The sequence below is a fragment of the Kribbella sp. NPDC058693 genome (genome assembly GCF_042715335.1).
Taxonomy (GTDB): Bacteria; Actinomycetota; Actinomycetes; order Propionibacteriales; family Kribbellaceae; genus Kribbella; species Kribbella jiaozuonensis.
In genome coordinates, this window is record NZ_JBHXSQ010000005.1 from 1 (window position 1) to 25,958 (window position 25,958).

Consider the following 25,958-nt stretch of genomic DNA (forward strand, 5'->3'; position numbering starts at 1 on the left):
CAGAAATCATCCGAAGCCCATGAACGGGGATAATGCTAAATTTCGGCATTGACTTTCGGCACGCTGTTGAGTTCTCAAGAATCGGACGCACACCGTGCTTCAGACTTTCGTTTGAAGCTCCGGGGCAACTCGCCCAACTTTACTGTTTCGCTTCCGGCCGGTCAAATCGGCCTTTTTCGATCCAGTCTCCCTGCGCGACTCAGTGTCCGAAACCCGCCGAGGCGTGTTTCGGCTTCCGAGACCTTCAGGGAGTTTGTTGAAGGGCCGGCCGCTTTCGCGTCCTGCGCCTCGCTCCAACAAGAAGAACATTACTGACATTCATGGTGCGGATGCAAATCGGGGTCCCGGACCTTCGTCCGAGCGCCTCGGCACCCGTCCTCGCCACCGGTCAGCCGGCGTCGAGGGAAGCAGTGCTGGTCCCTCTGGTCACATCACTCACTCACGTCTCCGCGAGCGACATCTCCATCATGCCGCACCCACACAAGTCGTTTTCGTGAGGGTGACAACGAGGTGGGAGCCGGTCAGCCGGCTCCCACCTCGTCAAGTACCGCACCGTCCAGCAGACGCCTCTCGGCGAGTGGCCGCTCGTAGCGGCTTAGGTTGAGGCCCGGGGTCACGAACCGGACGGCATCAGGTGTAACCGGACAGCCCGAGCACCTATTCCCGGACGCAGTCGAGCACGACTCCCTCCTGCTCGAAGGCCAGTCCGCCGTCGCGCACCTCGAACCCTGACTCGGTTTCCATCGCGCTGAAGGTTGTCGCCGACCTCGCCATGAACAGCTGCGGAGGCTGACGGTCGAACGTCACCTCCAGGCCACTCCCCCAGCGCTCCACCGTGAACCGCATCCTGCCGTCCAGCCGGTAAGTGCCGACGAGTTCTGTCAGGACCTCGTCCCTCGGCAGATCCGGCGCCTCCACCTCGGCCGGGTACTCCTCCCAGCCGTACGCCGAGGCCACCGCGGCGAACGCTCTCTGTACGACCCAGCCGCCGTTGTCGCCGTTCGTCATCACAACGGCGCCCTGTCCCGTGTCCCTGTCCGCCAGCAGGTGACAGCGGAACCCCGCATTGCCCCCGCTGTGCCCGAACCGCTGACCGGAGTCGTTGAGGAAGAACCCGAGTCCCAGATGCCCGAGCCCCCCGATCCGCTGTCCTGCGGCGAGCTGGTGAGTCAACATCTCCCGGGCGAGCTCGGGCGGCAACAGTGCGCCGTCGGCTCCGGCGTACATCTTCTGAACGCCGATGGCTGCCTTGGCGAGGTCTGTTGGCGTCGTCCACAGACCGGCAGCGGCCAGCTCGGGGTACGCGTGCCATCGGCCTTCGAGTGGGCGTCCCCGTTCGTCATGTGCGACGGCGGCCCTGTCATGGAGTTCTGGTGGGAGCGGATGGGCGTAATCGCTGTCGGACATGCCGAGGGGCTCGAGGACGAGCTCACGAGCGAGTTCGCGGAACGGCGTACCTGTGACGTCTTCCAGGAGTTGCTGCATGACGATCGTGCCGCCGCCGGCGTACCGGAACTGTGTGCCCGGCACGAGGTCGACGCGTACGCCGAAAGTGTTGGTCGGTCTAACACCTTCGAGGATCTGCAGTGTCGTGGGCAGTGGAGCTCCCGCCACGTACCCAGGGAAGCCGTGCACAGTCAGGCCGCCGCTGTGACTGGCCAACTGCCGCAGCGTCACGACAGGTTGCCACGCCCCGGTCGGCGGAACCTGCCACGACGTGAGCTTGTGGTTGACGTCCTCGTCGAGATCGAGCAGGCCGCGATCGACCAGCCTCAGCATCGCCAGTACCGCGATCGGCTTGCTGATCGATGCGGCCTGGAACAACGTGTCCGGCGCGACGGCCTGAGATCCGTCTGCCGCCACCAGACCGGCCGTACCGGTCTCGTGGACGGCACCGTCCTCGATCACCACCCAGCTCGCGCCGGGCACGTTGAATCTCTCGAGCTCGGCCTTGATCTCCTCTTCCAGCATGTCCGTGTCCCCTCCCGATCCAGTTCTGTGCTGGAACGGTACGGCGGACACGGTTCGCCGGACCCGGATTACCGCGACGGCTGAGGCGCGTTGCAGTCGATCTTCGGGTTGGCGCCGACGTAGTTCAGCGGGCCGGCGATGATCGTGACGACCACCGTCCCGACCTTGGCGCACGACGTGCGCGAACTCTCGAAGTAGTTTCGTTGCACCGCGGCGGCCAGGCCGATCAGCAGCCAGATGACGAGAATGATCGAGATCGCGCGGGAACGGGTCGCAGAAGCTCTTCGGGTAGCCATGTCCATCTCCTGTTCGACGTGCCCCCGTGCTGCGCTCCTCCGGTGCCCGCCGCGAACCTGACAGAAACTCAGATCTCGCGGAACTCGTAGTACGGCTTGATGTGCTTGTTGATGTACGCGCCGATGCTGGGCGCGGCCAGGAGCGCGGCGTACGTCGGCTGTGGGACGTCGAAGTACTGGTAGACGTAGCCGTTCACGTACTCCAGCTCCAGCGTGCCGTCGGACCATCCGACCGACCGCACACTCGACGAATTCACCGGGCGTCGCCTCATCTGTGGCTCCTTCCGCACCTCGCGTTGCGGCGCCCAGTCTGCCGCTCGCGGTCAAGCCGTGCGAGATCGCTCCGGATCGTCGGTCTGCAGTCGTGCCAAGGCGCGGGCCAGGTCGCCGAGGGCCGTGTTGAGCTGGACCAACACGGTGTCGTCGATCGGCACCCGCCGCTGGTCGAGGCCCAGGTTGGCGGCGAAACGGAGGTGGGCGTCGGGTGGCGCCTGCTTGAGGTAAGTGTCGAGCGCCTCCTGGAGGAAGGGACTGGGCACGAGCTCCGGTCTCTCCCGCCATTTCGTCAGTGTGCGCGGCGAGATGCCGAGGTGCTCGGCGAAGGCTTCGTTGGTCAGGCGCAGCGCCGTACGCAAGGCGTGCGCGTGCCGACCGGTCCACTCGTCGATGACTGTCATCCTTGTCGCTCCCTTGCCTGTCGGTTACTCCCTGCTATCAGAATATGGCGATCAGGTGACCGCCGGTGGGCAGAATTTGTGCGCTGTGGATACCGGTTGAGTTCCTGGTGAGGACAGCCGGCCACGCGTTGACTTGGCGCATGGACGAGATCACCGGAAGAACCGCGACGCTGCCGCGGACCACACGGCGGCGCCATCTGAAAGTCGCGAGCACGTCCGGGCCACGCTGCTTCCAGCTGGTCCGTCACGCCGACCCCTCCGGTGTCAGCGGTACGGGCGTGATCGCCGAAGGTGTCGAGTGGAGCGACGGGACAGTCGCGCTGCACTGGGGTGGCCGGTTCGCGACCACCACGGTGTGGCCGGACGGCATCGACGCACTGCTGACCATCCACGGTCACAGTGGATCGAGCACGATCCGCTGGCTGGACGAGTAGCTATGCGTGGCCGATCTCGGTGGGGCGGACCCACCCTGCAGCCGGCCCGCCTCACCGGCCTACTCCGAGTAGAACTGCTCCCGGTACGGCGCGTGCCGTGGCACCGGACGCTGGTTCGACTCGTCGGTCGGGCTCTTCACGCCGTTCTGTTGCGGCTCCGCAGCGTCGGAGTCGATGTCCTTCAGATCGTCGACTGCCGCGCTGAAGGTGAGTTCGGCGCGGGTCGGTCGTTGGCGTTCGATCTCCTCTGCCGAGGTACGGCGGATGGGGAGATCGTTCGCCGCGGCCGACAGTTCGGCGAGGGTGTCGAGGAGACCAAGTGCCGTCTCCACGTCGCCAGGGTGGTTGACCAGCCACCAGACCGCGGCCGAGCCAGGCGTGGCGAAGACGTCGTCCTTCAAGTAGGCGCGTTTGTCCTGCTCCATCCGGCGCTCGAGCAGAGTGGTCTGCTCCCGCCGATGCAGGGCGGCCAGATGCAGGAGGTGCTTGTGATCCGCATCCGGCAGTCGCAGCCGCACCTCGGTGGCCCAGCTGCGTACCAGGCCTTTCTCGTCGAGCGCAGGTTCGCCGAGAAGCGCCGCAAGGCGGTGCTGGTTGAGCGACTCCTCGGTCACCTGCTGCCTCGCGGTCAGCGATCGCGCTCGTTCCAGCAAGGCGTCGACTGCTACTGCGCCGAGGTCCGCATGGCGCGATCCCGACAGAACGGTCGACCACTGGACCACAGCCGAGAAGCTGAACTGGAAGTCGGGCGACGCGGACGGCAGCCGTACGTCGCTCACCGTCCGCGACGGTGGACCGGTGAAGACGGGATCTGGATCCGGCAGGACGACGGACGGCGGCGCCGGCTTGGTCACCACTGGACGGGGTTCGTCGGGCTGTTTCCAGACGACGGCCAGCAGGACCAGGAGCACCACGGTGAGGACCACGGCCGACCAGCCCGGCAGGCCGACGACCAGCGACACGAGGTACAGCACCAGCACAATCGCGGCAGCAGTCAGGAGGGAGTTCCGGTGGAGCTTCATGGGCGCGTTCCTTCACCGCGTCGGGCGGAGGTCAGCAGGTCGGCCAATGCACTTCAGACGGCTTCCCCGCCCTCACACCATCCGAGCCACCGGCAACCCAGACCACAGACTGCGCCACACGACGAGTCCACAAAAAGTTTCACATACCTCACCCAAAGTAGTCACCAAAAGCGTGTCGCCGCCCACGACCTGGACACGCCGGCGCCTGACCACCTGCCGGGGACGAACAGGTCAGCCGGTCAGGGAGCGGAGGGCTTGGCGGGAGGGGGTGAGGAGGACCGGTTTGTAGGGGCAGCGTTGGTCGGTGAGGGTTTCGTAGGCGCGGATGGCTCGGTTGGCGGCGTCCCAGCCTTGCTCGGCGGGGGTGCGGCCGAGGCCTCGGTTGCGGACCAGGGCGCCGTAAAATGCGGAGCAGAAGACGGTTGCTTCGTACCAGCCGATGACGGTGCTGGTGCCGATGTAGGTGATGTCGTCCTGGAGGCAGTCGCGGATCGCGCGTTGCCACTTGCCGATGCCGGTCTTGCAGCCGTCGGCGATGACGACGCCGCTGGCGATTCCCCACTGGCGATCCAGGAACCAATCGGCCAGCGAGCGGAGCGAAACCTGGGTCTGACCGTCCGTGGACAGAAACGACGGCTCCTCGCTGTGGTCACCGTGTGCCATCACGTGCAGGACCGAGGACGGGGTGGTCAGGGCGGAGAAGGCGGTCTCGTGATCGCGGCTGCGGATGAAGTTCACGTCGATCACCGGCCGGTTCCAGCCTGCGTTGATGTTCCCCGTGATGCCCTGGACGAACGTCATCGACGCATCGAACGAGCTGTCCAGACCGAGGTCCACCAGAGTGATCAGACGGTTCTTCATTTGCCCACCCCTCCAACGTGTTTCGAGGCCCCACGGGACCATCATGAACCACGGATCCGACAGTTCGCAGGGTGGTTTCCCGGGCCTGAGACAGGGCACCCGGGCCGTACGGCGTACGGCGGATCCGGCCGGTTCCGGACGGTCGGCACAGAGGGTGCGGACTGTGATCGGCGTACGGTGTCCGGGCAGCGTCAGCCGAAGGAGGAGTTGGATGAGTCAGGCCCCAACCGTCACTTTGAGTCATGGATCTGCGATGCCGCGGATCGGGCTCGGGACGTCGCCGATGAACGATGCGGATGCCGAGCGGGCCGTGAGTACGGCGCTCGAGCTCGGGTATCGGCTGATCGACACGGCGGAGAACTACCGCAACGAGGTCGGCGTCGGGCGGGCGCTGAAGGGTGTGCCGCGCGACGAGGTGTTCGTGACGTCGAAGTTCAACAAGAGGTGGCACAGCGTCGAGGGCGCGCGGACGGCGTTCGAGGCGAGCGCGGAGAAGCTCGGCCTCGAGTACCTGGACCTGCTCCTCATCCACTGGCCGAACCCGGACCAGGATCGGTACGTCGAGGCGTGGCAGGGGCTGATCGCGCTTCGGGACGCCGGCCTGGTTCGCGCTATCGGTACGTCGAACTTCAAGCCGGCGCACCTGCAGCGGCTGATCGACGAGACCGGTGTGACGCCGGAGGTGAACCAGGTACAGCTGAGCCCGGTGTGGGCGAAGGCCGCCGAGCGCGAGTTCCATGCCAAGCACGGGATCGTGACGGAGGCGTGGAGTCCGCTGGGCAAGGGCACCGACCTGCTCAGCAACCCGGCGGTGCAGGAGCTCGCCAAGAAGTACGAGCGGACGCCGGGCCAGGTCGTACTGCGGTGGGAGACCCAGCAGGACGTCGTACCCATCCCGAAGTCAGCCGACCGCGGCCGCCTCGCAGACAACCTGGCCGTCTTCGACTTCGACCTGACGGCCGACGAGCTGACGGCCCTGACCAACCTGGACGGTACGGCGAAAGCCGCCGCCGACTCGGACCGCTCCGGCCACTGATCCCGTGGCGCAGTAGCCCTGGCACGCACCTCGGCCCCCGGGGGAAGTGGGAAGTTCCCGGGGGCCGTGGCGCTATCAGTTCGGGAGGTAGCTGGCTGCTGTGGCTCTGCACAGGCAGCCAGCTTCCGACCGGTGGATCAGCTGCAGCCGGAGGTGCTGCCGCAGCCTTCGCAGACGTAGCAGGAGCCGCTGGGGCGCATCTTGGTGCCGCAGGTGAAGCAGAGCGGGGCGTCGACCGAGGTGCCGGTGATCAGTTCGAGCATCTCGGCGGTGGTGTGGGCCTCGCCCTTGACCGGCTTGGCGGAGGCCGCCTCGACCGGCTTGTCAGCTGCGGACGGCTCCACCGGCTCGACCGCCTTCAGGGACTCGGCCTCGGACACCTCGACCGGGGCCGGCTCGTAGGAACCGGTGTCGAGCTGCCGGGACCGCTCGTCCGCCGAGTAGATGCCCAGGGCGGCCCGCTCGTCGAACGGCAGGTAGTCCAGGGCCAGGCGGCGGAAGATGTAGTCCATGATCGACTGCGCCATCCGGACGTCCGGGTCGTCGGTCAGACCGGCCGGCTCGAACTTCAGGTTGGTGAACTTCTGGACGTAGGTCTCCAGCGGTACGCCGTGCTGCAGGGCGATCGAGATCGCGATCGAGAAGGCGTCCATCACACCGGCAAGCGTCGAACCCTGCTTGCCCATCTTCAGGAAGACCTCACCGAGACCGTCGTCCGGGTACGAGCCGGCGGTCATGTAGCCCTCGGCGCCGCCGACCGTGAAGGACGTGGTGCGCGACGGACGCGACTTCGGCAGACGCTTGCGGGTCGGCCGGTACTCGATGACCTTCTCGACGATCTTCTCCGCGACGGCGGCCTCGGCCTCGACGGCCTTCTTCGCCTTCGCGTCCGCCAGCGGCTGACCGACCTTGCAGTTGTCGCGGTACACCGCGAGCGCCTTCAGGCCGAGCTTCCAGCCCTGGAAGTACACATCGGCGATCTCCTCGACCGTCGCGGTCTCCGGCAGGTTCACCGTCTTCGAGATCGCGCCGGACAGGAACGGCTGCGCCGCCGCCATCATCCGCACGTGGCCCATCGGCTTGATGGCCCGCTCACCCATCGCGGTGTCGAAGATCTCGTAGTGCTCCGGCTTCAGGCCCGGGGCGTCGACGACGTGGCCGTTCTCCGCGATGTACTCGACGATCGCCTCGATCGTCTCCTCGGTGTAGCCGTACTGCCGCAGCGCCCGCGGGACCGTCTGGTTGACGATCTGCATCGAGCCGCCGCCGACCAGCTTCTTGAACTTGACCAGCGAGAAGTCCGGCTCGATACCGGTCGTGTCGCAGTCCATCATGAAGCCGATGGTGCCGGTCGGTGCGAGCACCGAGGCCTGCGCGTTCCGCCAGCCGTTCTTCGCGCCGACCTTCAGTACGCCGTCCCACGCCTCCGCCGCGTGCTTGTGGACGTCCTTGTCGATCTCGTGGATCGTCCGGATCGCGTCGTTGGCCGCCGCGTGCTTGCGCATCACCCGGGTGTGGGCGTCCTTGTTCCGCTCGAAGCCCTCGTACGCACCGACGATGCCGGCCAGCTCCGCGGAGCGCTTGTACGACGTACCGGTCATCAGCGAGGTGATAGCGCCCGCCAGAGCGCGACCACCGTCCGAGTCGTACGCGTGACCGGTTGCCATCAGCAACGCACCGAGGTTGGCGTAGCCGATACCGAGCTGCCGGTAGGCGCGGGTGGTGACGCCGATCGCCTCGGTCGGGAAGTCCGCGAAGCAGATCGAGATGTCCATCGCGGTGATGATCAGCTCGACCGCCTTGACGAACTTCTCCGAGTCGAAGAGGTCGTCGTCGCGGAGGAACTTCATCAGGTTCAGCGAGGCCAGGTTGCAGGACGAGTTGTCCAGGTGCATGTACTCCGAGCACGGGTTGGACGCGGTGATCCGGCCCGTCTCCGGCGTGGTGTGCCAGTCGTTGATCGTGTCGTCGTACTGCAGCCCCGGGTCGGCGCAGGCCCACGCGGCCTGGGCGATCTTGTCGAACAGGTTCCGCGCGTCGACGGTCTCGATCACCGAGTTGTCGAGCCGCGCCCGCAGCCCGAAGTCGCCCTTCTCCTCGACCGCGCGCATGAACTCGTCCGAGACCCGGACCGAGTTGTTCGCGTTCTGGTACTGCACCGAGGTGATGTCGCGACCGCCGAGGTCCATGTCGAAGCCCGCGTCACGCAGGATGCGGATCTTCTCCTCCTCGCGCATCTTGGTGTCGACGAACTCCTCGATGTCCGGGTGGTCCACGTCGAGCACGACCATCTTGGCCGCGCGCCGGGTGGCGCCGCCGGACTTGATCGTGCCTGCCGACGCGTCCGCGCCGCGCATGAACGAGACCGGGCCGGAGGCGGTGCCGCCGCTGGACTGCAGCAGCTCCTTCGAGGAACGGATCCGGGACAGGTTCAGACCGGCGCCCGAGCCGCCCTTGAAGATCAGGCCCTCTTCCTTGTACCAGTTCAGGATCGACTCCATCGAGTCGTCCACGGCGAGGATGAAGCAGGCCGACACCTGCTGCGGCGAGGACGTCCCGACGTTGAACCAGACCGGCGAGTTGAAGCTGAAGTACTGGTGCAGGAGCAGCCAGGTGAGCTCCTGCTCGAAGACCTCCGCGTCGCCGGGCGAGGTGAAGTAGCCGTGGTCCTCACCGGCCTTGCGGTAGGTCTTCACGACCCGGTCGAGCAGCTGCTTGAGGCTCCACTCCCGGTTGTCGTGGCTGACCGCGCCGCGGAAGTACTTCGTGGTGACGATGGTCGAGGCGTTGACGCTCCAGAAGTCGGGGAACTCGACCCCGCGCTGCTCGAAGACCGTCTCACCCGTCTTCCAGTTCTGCTGTACGACGTCGCGACGCTCCCACGTCACCTCGTCGTACGGGTGGACGCCTTCGGTGCTGAAGACGCGCTCGATGGTGAGTCCCGTGGGCGCGTTCTTCCGCCCGCGGAACCCGGCCGCCGACCGCTTGGTCGACCCCGAGTGGCCGGTCACCGTCTCTGTCATGGTTGCTCCTCGCCCTGTGTCTACTACCGCGGTCTGTCGGGACCGCCCCGTTGGAGTACTGCGTGAACGCCACATACCGCCGGTACTTCCTGGAACTGCTTGGAACTACTTGGAACTGCCGTTCCCCCGGTTTACGTCTGTTGGGTCGGCTTGAGCTGGCCCGGCTCGGTGCCCTGCGGCTCCTTCTCGGCCCGCAGCAGCGCGATCTCGGTCTCGAAATCGTCGGCGGACTCGAACTGCCGGTACACGCTCGCGAACCGCAGGTACGCGACCTCGTCGAGCTCCCGCAGCGGGCCGAGGATCGCGAGTCCGACCTCGTGCGCGGGAACCTCCGGCGAGCCGCTGCCCTTCAGCGCGTCCTCGACCTTCTGACCCAGGCGGGCGAGCTGGTCGGCGTTCACCGGCCGGCCCTTGCATGCCTTCCCGACCCCGTTGATGACCTTCTCCCGGCTGAACGGCTCGGTCGCGCCGGAGCGCTTCACGACCGTGAGCTGCATCTGCTCGACAGTGGTGAACCGCTTCTCGCAGACCGGGCACTGACGCCGGCGGCGGATCGCTCCGCCGTCCTCGGCCACCCGGCTGTCGACCACCCGTGAGTCGGCGTGCCGGCAATACGGACAGTGCACGACGAATCACTCCTCCCGTGACTGCCCCGGAGGGGGCAGGTTGCGGATCGGCCTGGGGACAACTTGTGTAGAACCTGTGTGCAACCAACCACTACCTGTGGAAAATTACACCCGTGTAACCACTACATCTAGGGATCCTAGATCGCTGCTCCGACAGTTTGCAAGCACGCCCCGATCGCCCGCGCGTGTCTCCCAGGTCTCACAAGTTCCAACAATCACGCGGGCTCGTGTACTCCCGCGTGGCGCCGTCCGAATGACCCTTTCGAGGCGCAAACTACGGCCTCCCAGGTGGGTCAGCCGACCTTCGTGAGCACGACCAGACTCAGCGACGGGAGCGGCAGTTCGAGGGCCAGCGAACAGCCCGAATCGACATCGATCGGCGTGTCGTCGCAGAGTCGTTCCAGTCCCTGACGCGCGGTGATCACGGCGAGCTGCTCGGGTGTCGGGTCCTGCGGCGAGCCGAGGCCCTGCCAGATGGTGTGGCTGTTGCTGTGGTCGCGGTCGATCCGGAAGTGCTCGACGGTCCAGCGGCCGGGTTCGAGGCCCTCGAGCTCGAGTTCGACCGGGATCGTCGCGGCGTCGGCGGCGTACTGGTCGTCGGTGTGGCGCCAGACCAGGACCGAGATGCTCGACCCCTCGCGACTGGCGATCGCGTCGATTTCGTCCGGCAGGTCGGTCCCGACAGCACTGAGGCGGCGGTCGCCGAGGCGGGCGAAGGCGCGGTACGCGTTCATCAGCGGCTTCTCGATGCCGGACGCGGTGACGAAGCTGCGCGTGCCCTCGAAGTACCGTTCCCCCTCCATCGAGAAGCTCCACGTCGTTGCCTCGTGCACCTTCGCAGTGTGCCGCTCGTTGAGTTCGAGGATCTGCTTCATCAGCTGCGCCTGGAAGACCGGGTAGTACTCAGTGTTGCGGTACGCGAAGTTGGCGTTGTCGTAGATCCCCCAGTGCGCCGGCACCGAGGCGTCGCACTCGTCGACGATGACAGGCTTCCCGGCGTACTGCGGGAACTCGTCGATGACCGTGAGCGCTGTGTCGATCTCGCGGAGCATCTTGGCGGTCGACGGTGATTGCTGGACGGGCGCCGGCGCACCGATCGGGCCGTACATGCGCCAAGGGGTGAAGTGCGCGCCCTTGGTGTGGAAGGAAACGAAGTCCACCGGCAGGTCGCGGTCGGCGCATGCCTCCAGGAAGTCACGCAAGAACGCGTCACCACCACCTGTGACCGCTGGGCCACCCACCTTGGCCGCCGGGTAGACCGCGCGGATCGCCTTGGCCGTCTGCTCGTACAGGTCGTGGTACTGCTCCGGCGTACCGCGCCAGTAGGTGATGTCCGGCTCGTTCCACAGCTCCCAGAGCCAGTGCTGGACCTCGTCGGAGCCATAGCGATCCAGCACGTGTTCGACGAGCGCGGCAACCAGTCCGGCGAATTTGCCGAAGTCCTTGGGTGGATAGGACCACCAGCCGGCTTCGTACTCGCTATAGAGGCTCGGACTGCCTTCGTAGGCGAACTCGGTCTTGGCGTATTCCGGGACGAGCGCCAGCGGGGTGAACCCGAGCTCGACGAGAGGGTGGTGGCCGGCATTCACGATCGCGTCGTACGTCAGGTCCGCGATGGTGAAGTCGTAGTACGGCGTACCGTCCGCGTCCTCGTGGTAGACGTTGCCGCTCCCCCAGTGCGGCAGACCGAGGCCCGTGCCGCTGGTGAAGATGTTGTGCGGCCGGACGTGGTACGGCGTCTCCGCGAACGCGCCGATGGTCCGGAGCGTGCGACTGCCCTGTGGTGTGTAGGTCCAGTTGATCTCGTCGTACCCGAGGCTGGCCCAGATCCGGTCCAGCGGCCCGAGGTCGGCGGCGGCATTGACGGTCACGCGCGCTGTCTGAGTCATCCGGGCGGCCCTCTCGATCGTTGTATCGATAAACAGCCACCGCTCAGCCTACAAGCGCGAACCGTCCCGCGTTCCAGCCCGCGAGTTCCGCCGGGCAGTTCGTGATGATGCCGTCTACCCCGGCCCGGTCGAGCGCGTCCCAGCGGCTCGGGTCGTCGACCGTCCACACGTTGACCGCTACGCCGGCCGAATGCAGCTCGCGGACAATCGCCGGTCGAGTCTGCAAGGCCGCGTCGGACGGGTTGTACGACGTCAGTTCGAGGTCCTTCGCGATCGCCACCGGATCCGGATCGAGCGTGAAGCGGAGCAGGCCGAGCGGGAGTTCTGGCGCGAGTTCGTGGACCCAGCGCAGGTGCTGCGGTTCGAAGCTCTGCACGAACACGCGGCCGTTCATCCGATGCACCTGGATCTCCTGCACGATCCGTACGACGGAGGCCCGCGCGTGCTCGCCCTTGATCTCCAGCAGCAGATTGCCGCCGCGGGTCTTCAAACCGTCGAGCTGCGCCGCGAGCGTGCGCACCCGTTGCCCGGCGAACGCAGGCGCGAACCACGAGCCCGCATCCAGCTTCGCGACCTGAGCTGCCGTAAGTGACTGGATCGGACCGGTCCCATCAGTGGTGCGGTCGACAGTCTCGTCGTGCAGCACGACCGGTACGCCGTCCTTCGTCGTCCGTACGTCGTTCTCGATCCACTCGGCACCGGCACGACGGGCGGCCTCGTCGGAGGCGGCGGTGTTCTCGGGGGCCGCGGAGGAATTGCCGCGATGCGCCCAGATCCGCAACTGTGCGCCGGGCGCCCGGAGGAACGACTCGGTCCGAGACATCACCACGCAGATAAGCGGGCCGAGACGAACGGCGCCCGAGCCGATGATGAAGCGACGGCCAACGCCGGATGTGAGGATGTCGGCATGAAGCCGGTGATTCTCGATGTCGACACGGGCCTGGACGACGCCTGTGCACTGCTGCTCGCCGCTCGGCACCCCGAGCTCGACCTCAAGGCCGTGACGTGCGCCGGTGGCAACGTCGGACTTGATGACGTCGTGCGGAACACGCTGACGGTGCTGGACGCCGCAGGCCGGCCGGATGTGCCGGTCGCGCGCGGCGCCGCCGTGCCGCTGCTCCAGCCGGTGCGGATGGCGCGGCACGTCCACGGGGAGGACGGGCTGGGTGACATCGATTGGGCGCGGTCGACGCGGACGACGGATCCGCGGCATGCGGTCGAGCTGCTGCGCGACGTACTGCGGGAGGCCGCGGCGACCGGTGATCTGATCACGCTGATCCCGTTGGCGCCGCTGACGAACATCGCGTTGCTGCTGCGGACGTATCCGGACGCGGCGGCCGGGCTGCGCGAGATCGTGTTCATGGGTGGCGCGGCGGGGATCGGGAACGCGACGGCGTCGGCGGAGTTCAACGTCTGGACCGATCCGGAGGCGGCCGCGATCGTGCTGACCGCGGCGGGGGAACTCGGCGTACCGACGACGATGTACGGGCTCGATGTCTTCTACGACGTGGTGGTCACGTTGGACCAGGCACGCGGGTTGAGCGGATCGCAGTCGGCCGAGCTCGCGCGGAAGCTGATCGAGAAGCGGAGCGAGCTGTATCAGGCCGATGGCGCGAGCATCGGCGACGGCGGCGCGGTGTGCGCGGTGATTGATCCGTCCGGGCTGACGACCCAGCCGTTCCCGGTGCGCATCGAATTGTCGGGAAGTTGGTCGCGCGGGCGCACGATCGTCGACACGCGGGACTGGTCGGCCGATCTGACCAGCGATCCGCACGGGCTCTCGCCGACGACGGTTCAGGTCGCAACGGCGGTGGACGGCAAGCGGTACGCCGAGATGTGGCTCGCGACCGTCAGCTGACCAGATCGACCAGGCGGGCGCGGACGCCGTACAGGAACAGGTCCAAGCCTTCGGTGAAGACTTCGGCTGATTCCGCAACGACCGCAGCCAGGCTCCAGCGGGCGGTGACTTCGAACAGGTGACGCGCCTCGGGCTCCGGTACACCGAGGCGGACGAGGGCGTCGATCTGGACGCGGATGAGTTCCGCGCGAGATCCGTCGCCTTGATCGCGATCCGGCGTGGCCTTCGACTGGATCAGTCCGGCCAGACCCGGGTGATCTGCGTAGAAGGCGCGCAGTTCGAGGGAGCCGGATCTCGTCAGGGCGATCCACTCGTCGATGGTCCGGAGTTTCTCGTACGCCGCGTTGTCTGCCGTGAACTGGTCGAAGGCGTTGCGGGCGACCAGGTCGAGGAGGTCGGACTTGTTGCGGACGTGGTGGTAGAGAGTCGGCGCGCGGACGTCGAGGCGCTCGGCAACCGCGCGCATCGTGAGGCCGTCCACGCCGCTAATGCGGATGACCGCGAGGGCAGCGTCGGCGATCGCGGCCACGGTGATACCGGCAGCCGCGTGAGACGACGGGTCGCGTTTGGTCATGAAATCTCGTTGTCGGGGTGATCGGGCGCGGGTACTGTCTAACGTCATTAGACAGCGTAGCCGAGGATGGTGCCGTGACTGGATTCCGACCCGCGTACCCACTGCGGACCGAGCGGCTGGAGCTGCGGCCGCATCGGATGGACGACCTGGACGACCTGTACGCGTTCCACTCGCGGCCGGAGGTGGTGAGGTACACGCCATGGCCGGTGCGCGATCGCGAGGAGACGCGGGCCGCGCTGGAGAAGAAGCTTCCGCAGGGCGAGTTGACGGAGCCGGGTCAGTGGCTGGTGCTCGCGATCGAACTGCGCGAGACCGGGACCGTGATCGGCGAGGTCCTCTTGAAGTGGGCGAGCGAGACCGATCGTCAGGGCGAGATCGGGTTCGCGCTGCACACGTCGTACCAAGGGAAAGGGCTGGCGGCGGAGGCGGCGCGGGAGATGTTGCGCGTCGGGTTCGAGGAGCTCGGGCTGCATCGGATCGTTGCGGTGCTGGACGATCGGAATGACGCGTCGGCTCGGTTGCTCGAGCGGTTGGGGATGCGTCGGGAGGCGCATTTCATCGACGCGCTGCAGTTCAAGGGCGAATGGGCGAACGAGTACGTGTACGCATTGCTGGAGGACGATTGGCGCGATGCCAATTGACAACGCGATCTACGACCGGCTGGGCGGCGGTTGGTGGGACGAGTCGAATCCACTCAATGCGCTGAACGGCAGCTTCACGCCTGCGCGGTTCGCCTATTTCCGCGACGTCCTCAATCGACTCGGTCGCGATCCGGCCGGCTTGTGGGCCGTCGATGTCGGCTGTGGTGGTGGCTTTCTGGCCGAGGAGTTCGCACAGATCGGCTGCCGGGTGGTCGGCGTCGATCCGTCAGAGGTGTCGATCAGGACGGCGCGGCAGCACGCATCGGCGTACGGATTGAAGATCGGGTACGCCGTGAGCGTGGGCGAACGGCTGGCGCTCAAGGACGAGAGCGTCGATATCGCGTACTGCTGTGACGTGCTCGAGCATGTCGCGGAGCTGGATCAGGTTGTCGCGGAGACGGCCCGGGTGTTGAAGCCTGGCGGGGTCTATCTGTTCGACACGATCAACCGGACCTTGGCGTCGAAGTTGTTCTTCATCAAGCTGCTGCAGGAGTGGCGACTGACGCGGGTCGTCGACACCGGCGTGCACTCCTGGGCGATGTTCATCAAGCCGATCGAGCTCGAGGAGATTCTGCGCCGGCATGGGCTGCGCTTGGGCGAGATCGTCGGGCTCGGGCCGAGGGCTGGCGTGGCTTCGTTGGGATGGAACTTCCTGCGGATGCGACTCGGTCGACTGTCATTCGGCGAGGCGAGTCGGCTGATGGACATCGGCCGGGTGCAGCGGGTCGACCTGTCCTACCTCGGGTATGCCACCAAGATCAGCCGGCGATCGGGATCTGGAGCGTCTCGCCAGGCGTGATGTCGGCCGGGCTGGAGAGTTTGTTGAGGTCGGCGATCTTCTCGACGATCGTGGCGGGATCCTCGGTGGGATTGGTGTTCTGCGCGATCGACCAGAGGGTCTGACCAGGCGCCACCTGCACCGGGACGGTGTGGGTGAAGTGCGGGCCGGGCTGGAGAACGCCGGTCACGCGGAGACCCAGGACGACGATCGCCGAGCCGAAGATCAGCACCGACAGCGCGGTCAGCAGCATCCGGCCGCGGCGGGTCAGGCGAAGCGTGGACGGCTCGATCTCCGGGCGCTGACGGGTCGGCGTGGCGTGCCGGCCGAGCGCCTCGCCGGAGCAGGCACGAACCGGAAGCGAGTCGGTGGTCGCACCCTGGATCCGGGGCCGACGGCGCGGCGTGGTCTCCGGTGACGGAGCCGTCGTCGCCGGCGGGACCGAGCGCTGCATCGGCTCGGGTGAGCGGTGCGCGGGCTCGGGCGAGCGTCGCGGTGCCAGTGCGTTTGCCGCGAGAGCTGCTGTGCTCATCGGATCCTCCAGACCTCGGTCAGTGCGCGTCCTGCGGTGTTAGGTCCTGTCTACCGGCCGCCTCCGACAGTTTCTGAAGAGCGGCCGATCCGACCTGACCGAACACCTGTTCGATCGAACGTCTGTGCGAATGATTAACCGACAGGTGCCCGTCGCGCAACCACTTCCAACCAGGACACGCCCATGAAATTCCCTGACGCCGAAGTTGCCCGCGTGCGGCTTATAACCTGACACACGAACAGATGTGCGAACCGACACGCCTTCGAACAGATGTTTGAAGAATCTCAGGATTCGGTCTACGGTCATCACTGTCGAGCAAGCTTCGGCCGGTGGTGTGATCGCCGGCCCGACCCGAGGAGCAATCACCGATGGCCAGGACGCCGAGCGGTTCCAGCAAGGATGACCGGACCGTGACCGAGCTGCCCGACGGTCCGGCCGACGCGACCGGGCTGACCCCGCGCCAGCGCCGCGTGCTGGACGTGATCCGCGATTCGGTGGACAGCCGCGGCTACCCGCCCTCGATGCGCGAGATCGGCGAGCGGGTCGGGCTGACCAGCTCCTCCTCGGTGTCGCACCAGCTCCGCGTGCTCGAGCAGAAGGGTCTGCTGCGCCGCGATCCCAACCGGCCAAGGGCGATCGAGGTCCGCTACCCCGGCGAGGTCGACGCGGCCGCCCGCCGTTCGGCGCTCGGCTCGGTGCGGCAGACGTCGTACGACGAGACCGGTGCGGGCGACGCGCATCCGGACGCGGTCTACGTTCCGGTGGTCGGCCAGATCGCCGCCGGTAACCCGATCCTGGCCGAGCAGGAGATCGAAGAGGTCTTCCCGTTGCCTAAGGCAATGGTCGGCGAGGGCACGCTGTTCATGCTCAAGGTCAAGGGCGAGTCGATGATCGACGCGGCGATCTGCGACGGCGACTGGGTCGTCGTCCGGCAGGAGCAGACCGCGGAGAACGGCGACATCGTGGCCGCGATGATCGACGGCGAGGCGACCGTGAAGACGTTCAAGAAGACCAAGACCGAGATCCTGCTGCTACCGCACAACCCGGCCTTCGAGCCGATCGACGGTAAGGACGCCGTCATTCTCGGAAAGGTCGTAACAGTTCTGCGCCGAGTCTGACATGTCAGACGGCGAGCGAAGTCCGGCGTGTCGTGTCAGCATTGAGCTATGACGACTGTCTATGACTTCAGCGCCACGCGGATCGAAGGCAGTGAACAGTCTCTTGCCGATTTCCGCGACCAGGTCCTCCTGGTGGTGAACACGGCGTCGCAGTGTGCCCAGACTCCGCAGTACACAGGTCTTCAGAAGCTCTACCGGACGTACCGCCGGCAGGGCTTCGCTGTGCTCGGTTTCCCCTGCGACCAGTTCGGCCACCAGGAGCCCGGTGACGAGAACGAGATCGCGAACTTCTGCTCGACGATCTACCACGTCACGTTCCCGATGTTCGCCAAGATCGATGTCAACGGATCGCGGACGATCCCGTTGTACAACTGGCTGAAACGCGAGCAGGGCGGCCTGCTCGGCGGTCGGATCAAGTGGAACTTCACCAAGTTCCTGATCGGCCGTGACGGTGGGGTGATCGCGCGCTACGCGCCCACCCACTCGCCGGAGAAGCTGGCCGACAAGATCGAGGCTGCGCTGGCAGTGCCGGCGCCGTCGAGGGAAACGAACGACTGACCCATCAGGTTCGGGGCCGTACGCAACAAGTCGTTCAGCGTGAAGAGCACCAAGGTTCGCTACCGGTGTTGGCGAAAAGGCCTTGTTTTCTGCGACAGCTGAACACTGATCGTCTCAGTGCCACAGAATTTCGCACCGCATTCCGAACAATTACCTTGCCTGCCTGCATGTCGCTCAGCCGGCGTCGACCAGAACCGTTTCCGGGTTGATGTCGAGGCGCAGTCCACGCCAGACCGGATGCCGGAGCCGGCCGTCGCCGCCCCAGCCGGAGAACGTGACCTCGGCGACCAGGACGGGATCGAGCCAGTGCGCACGCCGCCGGTCGGTCATCGGGATGCTCGACGGGTCGAACGCCGGGCGGTCGACCTCGAGCCCGGACAGCTCGGCGCTGAGCATGTCGAGGGTCGCGAAGTCCAGGCCGGATCCGACCTTGCCGATCAGCACGAGCTCGCCACCCGGTTCGGCGTACGCGCCGCAGTAGAAGGAACCGATCATCCCCTCCCGGTTGCCCTCCCCCGGATGCCATCCGCACAGCACGACGTCCCTGGTCTGCACCGGCTTGATCTTGATCCAGTCGGAGCTCCGACGTCCCGGGAGGTACCGCGACTTTCGCCGCTTGGCCACGACACCTTCGAGCCCTTGGGCGGCGGACTGGTCCAGCGCTTCCGAACCGTCCTGCAATGCGGGCGGGATCTCCCAGAACGGATCGCCGATGTCCAGCGAGTCGAGCAGTCCACGGCGGTCGTCGTACGTTGCCTCTAGCAACCACTTGCCGTCGAAGCGGAGTACGTCGAAGAGCCGGACCGAGACCGGGACCTCGGTGATCAAATGCCTGAGCTGGCGTGGATCGCGCACGTGCATCCGCCGTTGCAGCAGACCGAACGACGGCGCGCCCTGGTCGTCCAGCGTGACGATCTCACCATCGAGTACGGCGGGCAGCCGCAGCCCCGGCGCTTCGGCGAGGCCGATGAGCTCCGGGTACCCGCCCGAGACATCGTGGCTGTTGCGCGACCACAGCCGGCACACCCCGTCGTCGACCTCGGCGATGACGCGGATGCCGTCCCATTTCAGTTCGTACGACCAGCCCGGACCCGATGGTATCTTCCCCAGCGACGCCATCATCGGCAGCACGGGCGGACCGGCAGGACTCATGAGGACTGCAGTCGTTTCAAGGCGCCGAGCACCTTCTCACGATCGGCGGTCGGCCACATCGGGGGCAAAGAGGCGCGTAGGAACCCGCCGTACCGCTGGGTGACGATGCGGGGGTCGAGGATCGCGACGACGCCGCGGTCGGTGCTGCGGCGGATCAACCGGCCGGTGCCCTGTGCGAGCAGCAGGCCGGCGTGCGTCGCGGCGACGGCCATGAACCCGTTGCCGCCCGCTTCGTCGACCGCTCGCTGGCGGGCTGCCATCAGCGGCTCGTCGGGGCGCGGGAACGGGACGCGGTCGATGATCACCAGGTTGCAGGTTGAGCCCGGCACGTCGATCCCCTGCCACAGCGACAGCGTCCCGAACAGTGAGGTCTCTGGGTCGTCGACGAACTCGCGGGCCAGCTCGCCGAGCTGTGCGTCGCCCTGACAGAGCACCTTCAGGTCGGTGGCCTCGCGTACTGCGGCGGTCGCTGCCTCCGCGGCCCGACGGGACGAGAAGAGCCCGAGCGTCCGGCCGCCGGCCGCGGTGATCAGGTCGATGATCTCCTCGAACTGCTTCTTGCCCAGGCCGTCGCGGTGCGGCGGCGGCAGATGCTTCGCGACGTACAGAATCGCCTGCTTCTCGTACTCGAACGGGGAGCCGACGTCGAGACCGCGCCACGGCAGCGGAGCCGTCTGAGAGTCCTCCAGCTCCGGCATCTCCTCGTCGTCAGCGAGCTTGTCCGCAGGACGCAGGCCAACCTGGCGGGCGATCGCGTCGAAGTCACCGCCGAGCGTCAGGGTCGCGGACGTCAGGATGGCGGTCCGATCGCGCAGCACCAGCTCGCGGAGCAGGCCGGCCACGGTCAGCGGGGCGATCCGGAGCTCGCGGCCGAAGCGGTCGCGATCGATCATCCAGACGACGTCGAGATCGCTCAGGGCGGCGACGCGTTCGGCGACGTCGAAGATCTCCTTGACCGCGCCCTTGGACTGCCGCTTGGCGCCGTCGGGGTCGTCGTCCTTGTCGTCGGACTTCTTGTTGAGGTCGGAGTACATCCCGCGTGCCGCGTCACGGATCAGAGCGGCTGCCTCCAGGACCGGGCCGTTGGCCGCCTCGATCCGGCCCTCACGAGTGCCGTCGAGGGCTGCACGGAGGGCGTCGGACGCGTCGATCAGGTCGTCGGCCTTGTCGTCGTCGACGAACCGGCGGGCCCGCTTGGCGGCACGCTCGACCATCTGCGGCGACAGCTCGTCACCCGCGGCGCCGGTGACCCGGGCGGGCAGCTCGTGGGCCTCGTCGACGATGATGACGTCGTGCTCGGGCAGGACGGTCCGGTTCTCGAAAGCGTCGATCGAGAGCAGGGCGTGGTTGGTGATGACGATGTCGGCCTTGCGGGCGTGCTCCTTGGCCTTCTCGGCGAAGCACTCCTCGCCGTACGGGCATTTCTGCGCGCCTAGGCACTCGCGCGCGGCGATCGCGACCTGCTGCCAGGCCTGGTACTGGTGGGAGGGCGCGTGGTCCCGGTCGCCGGCCTCGCCGTCGGCCAGTTGCTGCTCGGCCCAGTCGCGCAGCTCGATGACCTGGCGGCCGACCTCTCCGGGCGGCGGCACGTCGATAAGCATCCCGTCATCGTCCGGCGCGCCCTCGCGGATCCGGTGCAGGCAGGCGTAGTTGTTCCGCCCCTTCTGGATCGCGTACTTCGGTCTGCGCGGGAGGAGCTTCTCGGTCGCGTCGAGGAGCGCGGGGACGTCGCGGTCGACGAGCTGCGACTGGAGCGCGAGGGTCGCAGTGGAGACGACCACGCGGCGGTCCTCGATCGCGTGCAGCAGCGCGGGCACGAGGTACCCGAGAGACTTGCCGGTGCCGGTGCCGGCCTGCACGAGCAGATGCGATCCGTCGTGCATCGCGGTGTCGACGGCCTGCGCCATCTCCACCTGCCCCGGCCGGGTCTGACCGGCGATCCCGGCCACGGCAGCTTCCAGCAGTTCCCGCACATCGACACCCACCGCCACACCCTAGCCCGGAGGACCGACAGATTTCCGGTCCGGCGGGCGAGGGTGTGGATAACGCAGGCGTGCGCTACGACGCTGAGTCGAGGACAGCATCGGGTTCGCCGGCTGCCGACTCGCGGGCGTGGACGGCCGCGTGGTCGATGTCGCTGTGGGTCACGGTCAGGTAGGCGACGAACACCGCGAACAGCAGCAGCCCGATCCCGGTGACAGGGCCGAGTCCCCAGCCGACACCACCCTCGTGGGTGCCCTTCCCGAGCCAGTCGGCGACCGAGGCGCCGAGCGGACGGGTCAGTACGTACGAAGCCCAGAAGGCGACCGTGACGTTGAGGCCGAGCTTCCACAGGCCGAGCGGAACCACGATCAGTACGGCGAAGAGCAGGATCGACCAGGTGAAGCCGAGGCCGAAGTCGATGGCGGTCGCGTCACCGACCGCAGTACCGAGGCCGAAGGTGAGCAGGACGACACCCCAGTAGAACCGCTCACGCCGGGCCGTGGTGATCGAGTGCACCGAGATCGTGCCCTCGCTGCGTCGCCACCAGGTCAGCAGGCCGCAGAGCAGGACGAGGTACACGATCGAGTCGAACCAGTACGGCGTACCGAGCGCGACGTGCGGTCCGTCCGCGATCATCGTGCCGAAGAGAGCGACGCCGAGCACGGTGGCCCAGTAACGCACCGGGTGGTAGGTGTTGGCCTTGAGTTGCAGGTAGAGCGCGGTGAAGAAGCCGCCGACCCCGATGACAGCGGCCAGCGGGATGCTGATGGTGCCGAGGAAGTCCGAGGCGGTCTCCCCGATGCCGGTCGTCAGCAGTTTGACGACCCAGAACATGAAGAAGACCGCCGGGACCTTTGGAGCAGAGAACACGCGAATTCGCATGAGCCCGAACGCTAGTACCGCCAAGCTGACAGGTAGCTGAGTGCGCTCAGACGACGGCACCTCGGTCGGGTTGGGCGTCGCGGTCGACCTGGGGGCGCTTCGGGCGCGGCGGTGGCGCCGGGTAGCGCCGTTCGAGCTCGAGCAGCAGTGGCGCTGCGGTGAGGTTCGACGAGTAGGTGCCGACGAGGATGCCCAGCAGCAGCGCGAGGGCGAAGTCGGCCAATGAGTTGCCGCCCAGGAACAGCAGTGCGCTGAGGATGAACAGGGTCGAGATCCCGGTGTTGATGGTCCGCGGGAGGACGTTGACGATCGCGGTGTCGATGACCTTGCCGAGGTTGTCGGTCGCACGAGCGCTACGGGTCTCGCGGATGCGGTCGAAGACGACGACGGAGTCGTTCACCGTGTAGCCGATGATCGTCAGGATCGCGGCGAGGAAGATGCTGTCGATCGGCTTCCCGGTCCAGGCGAAGACGCCGACCACGACCGCGACGTTCTGCACCAGCGCGAGTACTGCGCCGGCGCCGAAGGTCCAGCGGAACCGGGCAGCCAGGTACGCGAGTTGGGCGAGCAGGGCGATGCCGAGGGCGATCAGGCCCTTGTTCCGCAATTCCTCACCGAGCGACGGGCCGATGCTCTCGTTGCGGATCACCTCGGCGCCGCCGCCGATCCGCGAGATCGACTCCTTGATCTTCTCGGCCTCGTCGTCGCTGATCGTCCCGGTGCGGACGGTGATGTCGTCGGCGCCGGACGCCTGCACAACGGCGGTCGGGTATCCGGCTTCGCCCACGGCGGCACGGGCTTGGTCGGGCGTGACGGGTTGCGTCGTACTGACTTCGAGCAGCCGGCCGCCGGTGAACTCGATACCGAGATTCAGTCCGCGTACGGCGACGCCGGCCACGCTCACGATGATCGCGACGGCCGTGATCACCAGCCAGCGGCGGCTGTGCTTCATCAGGGCCGGTTGCCTTGCCTCCAGCCAGGTGCGGACCTTGCCGTGGCCGGCGATCCCGCTCAGGCCGGGGTGGCGCAGTACGAAGCCGCGTGACACTGCGAACTCCGCGAAGACTCTGGTGACGACTAGGGCAGAGAGCATCGAGGCGAGTACGCCGATCGACAGCGTGACGCCGAATCCGCGGACCGGGCCGGCGGCGAGGAAGAAGAGCAGACCGGCCGCCAGCAGCGTGGTGATGTTGGAGTCCGCGATCGCGGAGAGGGCGTTCTGGAAGCCACTGCGGAGGGATCTGCGGAGGCCGTCTGTTCGACCGGCTATGTAGTCCTCGCGGGCGCGTTCGAAGACGAGGACGTTGGCGTCGACGGCCATGCCGATCGCCAGGACGAAGCCGGCCAGGCCGGGCAGGGTCAGGGTCGCGCCTAGGACGGTCAGGGCGGCGTACGACATCGCGGCGTACCCGAGGAGGCCGAGGACTGCCATCAGGCCGACCAGGCGGTAGACGACGATGATGAACAGAGCGGTCAGCGCGAGGCCGATGATCGCGGCGAGGGCACTGGCCTGGATCGCGTCCTGACCGAGCGACGGGCCGACGGTCCGCTGGTCGATCACCTGGACGGGAACGGGCAGCGCGCCACCGGAGATCAACGCGGCGAGGTCCTTCGCCTCTTCTTCCGTGAAGGCGCCGGAGATCGTCGTGGTGCCGCCGGTGATGCCGACGTTGCAGAGCTGGTTGCCGCCGTTCGGGTCGACCTGCGGCGCGCTGATGATCTCGTTGTCCAGCACGATCGCGATCAGCCGCGGCGCGGTGTTGACCGGGTTGCAGGCGGCCTTGCCGGTGATCGTCGACCAGATCTTGCCGCCGTCGCCCTTGAAGTTCATCTCGACGAACCAGCCCTGCGCGACCTGCTGCGGGTCGAGCCGGCCCTCCGCGCCGCTGACCAGCTCGCCGGTCATCGCAGGCTTGGCGAGCCGGAGGAAGCCCTGGCCGCTCTCGCTGGGCAGGTACAACTCCCCCGCCGCTGGTTTGGCCGGCTTCGTCGCGACCTGGTCGAGCACCTCGTGGAACGTGAGCTGCGCGGTCTTGCCGATCACCTTCGCGGCCTCACGCGGATCCTGCACGCCGGGCAGCTCGACGATGATCCGGTTCTCGCCCTGGCGGGTGACGTTCGGCTCGCTGACGCCGAGCGCGTCGATCCGCCGGTGCAGCACCTGGGTGGCCTTGTCGGTGGTCTCCCTGGTCGCCTTCACCGTCGGAGAGTCCTTGGCCTCGAGCACGATCTGCGTCCCACCGCGCAGGTCGAGACCCAGCTGTGGTTTCGCGGTCAGCGTGACGTACGTCGACGCCGCGAGGACCAAGAACGCGAGCAGTACACGGATGAGGGACGACCGGTTCACCGAAGCCTCCGGAGCTGGGCACCCGCGGTGCGGATGTCGTGACAGAGAGCACCCACGCGAGCGTGGACGCACAGTGTACGGACGCTATTCAACCGGTACGGCGAACAAATGCACAAGCGACTGGGTCGCGGGTGATCGTCCTCCCCTCCGGTTATCACGAACCAGGCGGTCGGCAGGTCTCGGTCAGTTGTCGATAGACCACCGGTAGTTGTTGCCCACAGCACCAGTTCGTCAAACGGGTTTCCATTGGGGTCGAATCGATTGATGGGGTGGCGGATCCGGCACTAGCGTGACGGAGAGTTGCATAAGGCAACGATATGTTCGCGACGTGAGAGGTAGGTTCCATGAGATCGATCGGGCGAATGGTTGCGATGGGTGCGGCCGCGGTGGCTGTGGTCGCCGGTGGGGCGACGGTGGCGCAGGCGCAGACCGAAACCATCCACACCGTCACCTGCGCGACCCAGGACGAGTGCATCCAGAAGCAGAACGTGTACCGGCACTACGGGTACGCGGTGTCCGACGTCTGGTACCACGATCCGAACTCGACCTGTGCACCGGAGTGGCCGTGCGCTCCGGGCTGGCAGTTCCAGTGGGAGGAATGAACTAAACGCTAGATCGCGCGGGTGGCATCCCCTCTCGGAGGTGGGATGCCACCCGCGAACTCAGGTGCGCAGGTTGGGGCGGTAGACGAGCTGCTGGGTGTGGCCGTCGAACGTGTGGCTCACGATCAGCTCCAGGTCGAAGTCGCCCGTGCCCTCGAAGATCCGGTTGTCGTTGCTCTGGCTCCGGCTGTTGATCACCGGGAAGATCGTCACCTGGGCCTGCTAGTTCAGTGGGCGCCGTCGGCGGCCTGCACACCTGCCACGAACACTTCGGCATCGATCCGACATCGCGTCTGGGACCTTTCTCGCCTGCCCAGAGCGGGTGCACACTCGGACTGGCTCTACTTCGCGTCGCGGATTCTGGTGCCTAGAGCACCGATTAATCCTGCGGCCGCGACCGTGGGAGGCGGTATGGACGAGTCACGGGCACTTCGGCGCGCGGGGTGGGCGGGCGCCGTATCAATCGTGTTGCTCGTCGTCGCGGTGGCACTGGGCTACCTGGTCGGCGTCGACGACCCGAGCATGTCGGACGCGGACATCCTCGCGAGGCTCAACGACGACGGGCGGCAGGCCGCCGCCGGAGTCGGGCTGCCTGTGCTCGCTGCGGGCGTCGCGCTGCTGCTGTGGTTCGCCACAGGTTTGCGACAGGTGCTGGATCGGCTGTCCGGGGGTGACCCGCTGGCGCACGCGATCGTGCCGGGGGCGGCGCTCTTCAGCGGGTTGATGATCACCGGTGTCTCACTCGATGTGGGGAGTGCGTTCGCGGCCTGGTCGGACGAGTTCACCGCCGACCCGAACACGGTCCGCGCGCTCGGCATGGCGGGGCAGGTCGTCGCGCTCACCGGGCTGATCGGCGGTGGTGTTGTGGTTGCCGTCACGACGCGGATCGCCCAGCAGGCGCACGCTCTGCCTACGTGGGCCGTCTGGGTGTCGTACGCCGTCGCCGTACTGTGCCTGTCCGGGTTCTGGAGCGGGGGCATGGCGTCGGTGGCCTTCGCGCTGTGGATGGTCGGAGCGGTGATCGGGGTACTCCGCGCTGCGCGGCGTACGGCACCTGCGGCAGAGGGCACCCGTACGCCGCCGACCGAGGTGTAGAGC

Annotated in this window: 26 protein-coding genes; 9 read left to right on the forward strand and 17 right to left on the reverse strand. The window is 67.0% G+C overall.

What is annotated here, in order from left to right; translation table 11 throughout:
• Positions 1 to 657 precede the first annotated feature (657 nt).
• The 4 genes from ACFWUU_RS34230 to ACFWUU_RS34245 form a co-directional block, all read right to left on the reverse strand.
• The gene (locus ACFWUU_RS34230) at positions 658 to 1,971 is read right to left on the reverse strand and encodes a serine hydrolase domain-containing protein (protein ID WP_380182012.1); all 1,314 of its coding nucleotides are present in this window, start codon (positions 1,969 to 1,971) and stop codon (positions 658 to 660) included.
• Between the two features lie 68 nt (positions 1,972 to 2,039).
• Complete coding sequence (locus ACFWUU_RS34235; RefSeq protein ID WP_137259680.1) at positions 2,040 to 2,267, reverse strand: hypothetical protein; 228 nt, start codon at positions 2,265 to 2,267, stop codon at positions 2,040 to 2,042.
• Between the two features lie 68 nt (positions 2,268 to 2,335).
• Positions 2,336 to 2,539, reverse strand: coding sequence for a KTSC domain-containing protein (locus ACFWUU_RS34240; protein ID WP_134111686.1), 204 nt, complete (start codon positions 2,537 to 2,539; stop codon positions 2,336 to 2,338).
• Positions 2,540 to 2,590: 51 nt separating this feature from the next.
• On the reverse strand, positions 2,591 to 2,944 hold the full coding sequence (locus ACFWUU_RS34245) for a helix-turn-helix domain-containing protein (protein ID WP_137259679.1): 354 nt from the start codon (positions 2,942 to 2,944) through the stop codon (positions 2,591 to 2,593).
• A gap of 140 nt (positions 2,945 to 3,084) precedes the next feature.
• Between ACFWUU_RS34245 and ACFWUU_RS34250 the strand changes: the two genes are divergently transcribed.
• Positions 3,085 to 3,378 carry a hypothetical protein gene (locus ACFWUU_RS34250; RefSeq protein ID WP_233715241.1) on the forward strand — a complete coding sequence of 98 codons (294 nt, stop codon included), beginning with the start codon at positions 3,085 to 3,087 and terminating at the stop codon, positions 3,376 to 3,378.
• Positions 3,379 to 3,437: 59 nt separating this feature from the next.
• Here ACFWUU_RS34250 and ACFWUU_RS34255 read toward each other — a convergent pair whose 3' ends face one another.
• Positions 3,438 to 4,400 carry a hypothetical protein gene (locus tag ACFWUU_RS34255; RefSeq protein WP_380182015.1) on the reverse strand — a complete coding sequence of 321 codons (963 nt, stop codon included), beginning with the start codon at positions 4,398 to 4,400 and terminating at the stop codon, positions 3,438 to 3,440.
• Between the two features lie 231 nt (positions 4,401 to 4,631).
• Positions 4,632 to 5,261: a hypothetical protein gene (locus ACFWUU_RS34260; protein WP_130449426.1), complete on the reverse strand. Its 630-nt coding sequence runs from the start codon at positions 5,259 to 5,261 to the stop codon at positions 4,632 to 4,634.
• Positions 5,262 to 5,514: 253 nt separating this feature from the next.
• On the opposite strand from ACFWUU_RS34260, the gene ACFWUU_RS34265 reads away from it, so the two are divergent.
• Positions 5,515 to 6,297 (forward strand): aldo/keto reductase, encoded by a 783-nt coding sequence (locus ACFWUU_RS34265; RefSeq protein WP_380182018.1) that lies wholly within the window; start codon positions 5,515 to 5,517, stop codon positions 6,295 to 6,297.
• 137 nt (positions 6,298 to 6,434) lie between these two features.
• On the opposite strand, the gene ACFWUU_RS34270 is transcribed toward ACFWUU_RS34265, so the two are convergent.
• The 4 genes from ACFWUU_RS34270 to ACFWUU_RS34285 all read right to left on the reverse strand — a co-directional run bounded on the left by ACFWUU_RS34270 (position 6,435) and on the right by ACFWUU_RS34285 (position 12,658).
• A complete protein-coding gene (locus ACFWUU_RS34270; protein WP_137259677.1) occupies positions 6,435 to 9,320 on the reverse strand; it encodes a vitamin B12-dependent ribonucleotide reductase in 2,886 nt (961 codons plus the stop codon).
• A 131-nt stretch (positions 9,321 to 9,451) separates the two neighbouring features.
• A complete protein-coding gene (gene nrdR / locus ACFWUU_RS34275; RefSeq protein ID WP_130449420.1) occupies positions 9,452 to 9,946 on the reverse strand; it encodes a transcriptional regulator NrdR in 495 nt (164 codons plus the stop codon).
• Positions 9,947 to 10,239: 293 nt separating this feature from the next.
• Entirely contained in the window at positions 10,240 to 11,835 is a 1,596-nt protein-coding gene (locus tag ACFWUU_RS34280) for a glycoside hydrolase (RefSeq protein ID WP_380182020.1), read from the reverse strand.
• A gap of 43 nt (positions 11,836 to 11,878) precedes the next feature.
• Positions 11,879 to 12,658: a glycerophosphodiester phosphodiesterase gene (locus tag ACFWUU_RS34285; protein ID WP_380182022.1), complete on the reverse strand. Its 780-nt coding sequence runs from the start codon at positions 12,656 to 12,658 to the stop codon at positions 11,879 to 11,881.
• An 84-nt stretch (positions 12,659 to 12,742) separates the two neighbouring features.
• Between ACFWUU_RS34285 and ACFWUU_RS34290 the strand changes: the two genes are divergently transcribed.
• Positions 12,743 to 13,693, forward strand: a complete 951-nt coding sequence (locus tag ACFWUU_RS34290) for a nucleoside hydrolase (protein WP_380182024.1) — start codon at positions 12,743 to 12,745, stop codon at positions 13,691 to 13,693.
• Here ACFWUU_RS34290 and ACFWUU_RS34295 read toward each other — a convergent pair.
• Complete coding sequence (locus tag ACFWUU_RS34295) at positions 13,686 to 14,267, reverse strand: TetR family transcriptional regulator (RefSeq protein WP_380182025.1); 582 nt, start codon at positions 14,265 to 14,267, stop codon at positions 13,686 to 13,688. The two genes, ACFWUU_RS34290 and ACFWUU_RS34295, sit on opposite strands and share 8 nt — an antisense overlap.
• 74 nt (positions 14,268 to 14,341) lie before the next feature.
• Here ACFWUU_RS34295 and ACFWUU_RS34300 point away from each other — a divergent pair, with 74 nt between their 5' ends.
• Together ACFWUU_RS34300 and ubiG are read left to right on the forward strand one after the other, a co-directional pair.
• Positions 14,342 to 14,908, forward strand: a complete 567-nt coding sequence (locus ACFWUU_RS34300) for a GNAT family N-acetyltransferase (protein WP_380182027.1) — start codon at positions 14,342 to 14,344, stop codon at positions 14,906 to 14,908.
• Entirely contained in the window at positions 14,898 to 15,707 is an 810-nt protein-coding gene (gene ubiG / locus ACFWUU_RS34305; protein ID WP_380182029.1) for a bifunctional 2-polyprenyl-6-hydroxyphenol methylase/3-demethylubiquinol 3-O-methyltransferase UbiG, read from the forward strand. The genes ACFWUU_RS34300 and ubiG overlap by 11 nt, the downstream gene beginning before the upstream one ends.
• Here the strand turns inward: ubiG and ACFWUU_RS34310 are convergent.
• On the reverse strand, positions 15,667 to 16,218 hold the full coding sequence (locus ACFWUU_RS34310; RefSeq protein ID WP_380182032.1) for a LysM peptidoglycan-binding domain-containing protein: 552 nt from the start codon (positions 16,216 to 16,218) through the stop codon (positions 15,667 to 15,669). The genes ubiG and ACFWUU_RS34310 overlap by 41 nt on opposite strands.
• 368 nt (positions 16,219 to 16,586) lie before the next feature.
• Here ACFWUU_RS34310 and lexA point away from each other — a divergent pair, with 368 nt between their 5' ends.
• Together lexA and ACFWUU_RS34320 are read left to right on the forward strand one after the other, a co-directional pair.
• Entirely contained in the window at positions 16,587 to 17,336 is a 750-nt protein-coding gene (gene lexA, locus ACFWUU_RS34315; RefSeq protein WP_233715238.1) for a transcriptional repressor LexA, read from the forward strand.
• 48 nt (positions 17,337 to 17,384) lie between these two features.
• Positions 17,385 to 17,894: a glutathione peroxidase gene (locus tag ACFWUU_RS34320; protein WP_380182034.1), complete on the forward strand. Its 510-nt coding sequence runs from the start codon at positions 17,385 to 17,387 to the stop codon at positions 17,892 to 17,894.
• A gap of 174 nt (positions 17,895 to 18,068) precedes the next feature.
• Here the strand turns inward: ACFWUU_RS34320 and ligD are convergent, their stop codons facing one another.
• From ligD to secD, 4 genes are all read right to left on the reverse strand, one after another.
• Positions 18,069 to 19,046 (reverse strand): non-homologous end-joining DNA ligase, encoded by a 978-nt coding sequence (ligD, locus tag ACFWUU_RS34325; RefSeq protein WP_380182036.1) that lies wholly within the window; start codon positions 19,044 to 19,046, stop codon positions 18,069 to 18,071.
• Entirely contained in the window at positions 19,043 to 21,037 is a 1,995-nt protein-coding gene (locus tag ACFWUU_RS34330; protein ID WP_380182038.1) for an ATP-dependent DNA helicase, read from the reverse strand. Before ACFWUU_RS34330 ends, ligD begins: the two co-directional genes overlap by 4 nt.
• 67 nt (positions 21,038 to 21,104) lie before the next feature.
• Positions 21,105 to 21,911, reverse strand: a complete 807-nt coding sequence (locus tag ACFWUU_RS34335) for a hypothetical protein (RefSeq protein WP_380182040.1) — start codon at positions 21,909 to 21,911, stop codon at positions 21,105 to 21,107.
• Positions 21,912 to 21,957: 46 nt separating this feature from the next.
• The gene (gene secD, locus ACFWUU_RS34340) at positions 21,958 to 24,258 is read right to left on the reverse strand and encodes a protein translocase subunit SecD (RefSeq protein ID WP_380182042.1); all 2,301 of its coding nucleotides are present in this window, start codon (positions 24,256 to 24,258) and stop codon (positions 21,958 to 21,960) included.
• A gap of 344 nt (positions 24,259 to 24,602) precedes the next feature.
• Between secD and ACFWUU_RS34345 the strand changes: the two genes are divergently transcribed.
• The gene (locus ACFWUU_RS34345; RefSeq protein ID WP_137259666.1) at positions 24,603 to 24,860 is read left to right on the forward strand and encodes a hypothetical protein; all 258 of its coding nucleotides are present in this window, start codon (positions 24,603 to 24,605) and stop codon (positions 24,858 to 24,860) included.
• A 60-nt stretch (positions 24,861 to 24,920) separates the two neighbouring features.
• Here the strand turns inward: ACFWUU_RS34345 and ACFWUU_RS34350 are convergent, their stop codons facing one another.
• The gene (locus tag ACFWUU_RS34350; protein WP_380182045.1) at positions 24,921 to 25,073 is read right to left on the reverse strand and encodes a hypothetical protein; all 153 of its coding nucleotides are present in this window, start codon (positions 25,071 to 25,073) and stop codon (positions 24,921 to 24,923) included.
• Between the two features lie 198 nt (positions 25,074 to 25,271).
• Between ACFWUU_RS34350 and ACFWUU_RS34355 the strand changes: the two genes are divergently transcribed.
• Positions 25,272 to 25,955 (forward strand): hypothetical protein, encoded by a 684-nt coding sequence (locus tag ACFWUU_RS34355; RefSeq protein ID WP_380182047.1) that lies wholly within the window; start codon positions 25,272 to 25,274, stop codon positions 25,953 to 25,955.
• Positions 25,956 to 25,958 lie beyond the last annotated feature (3 nt).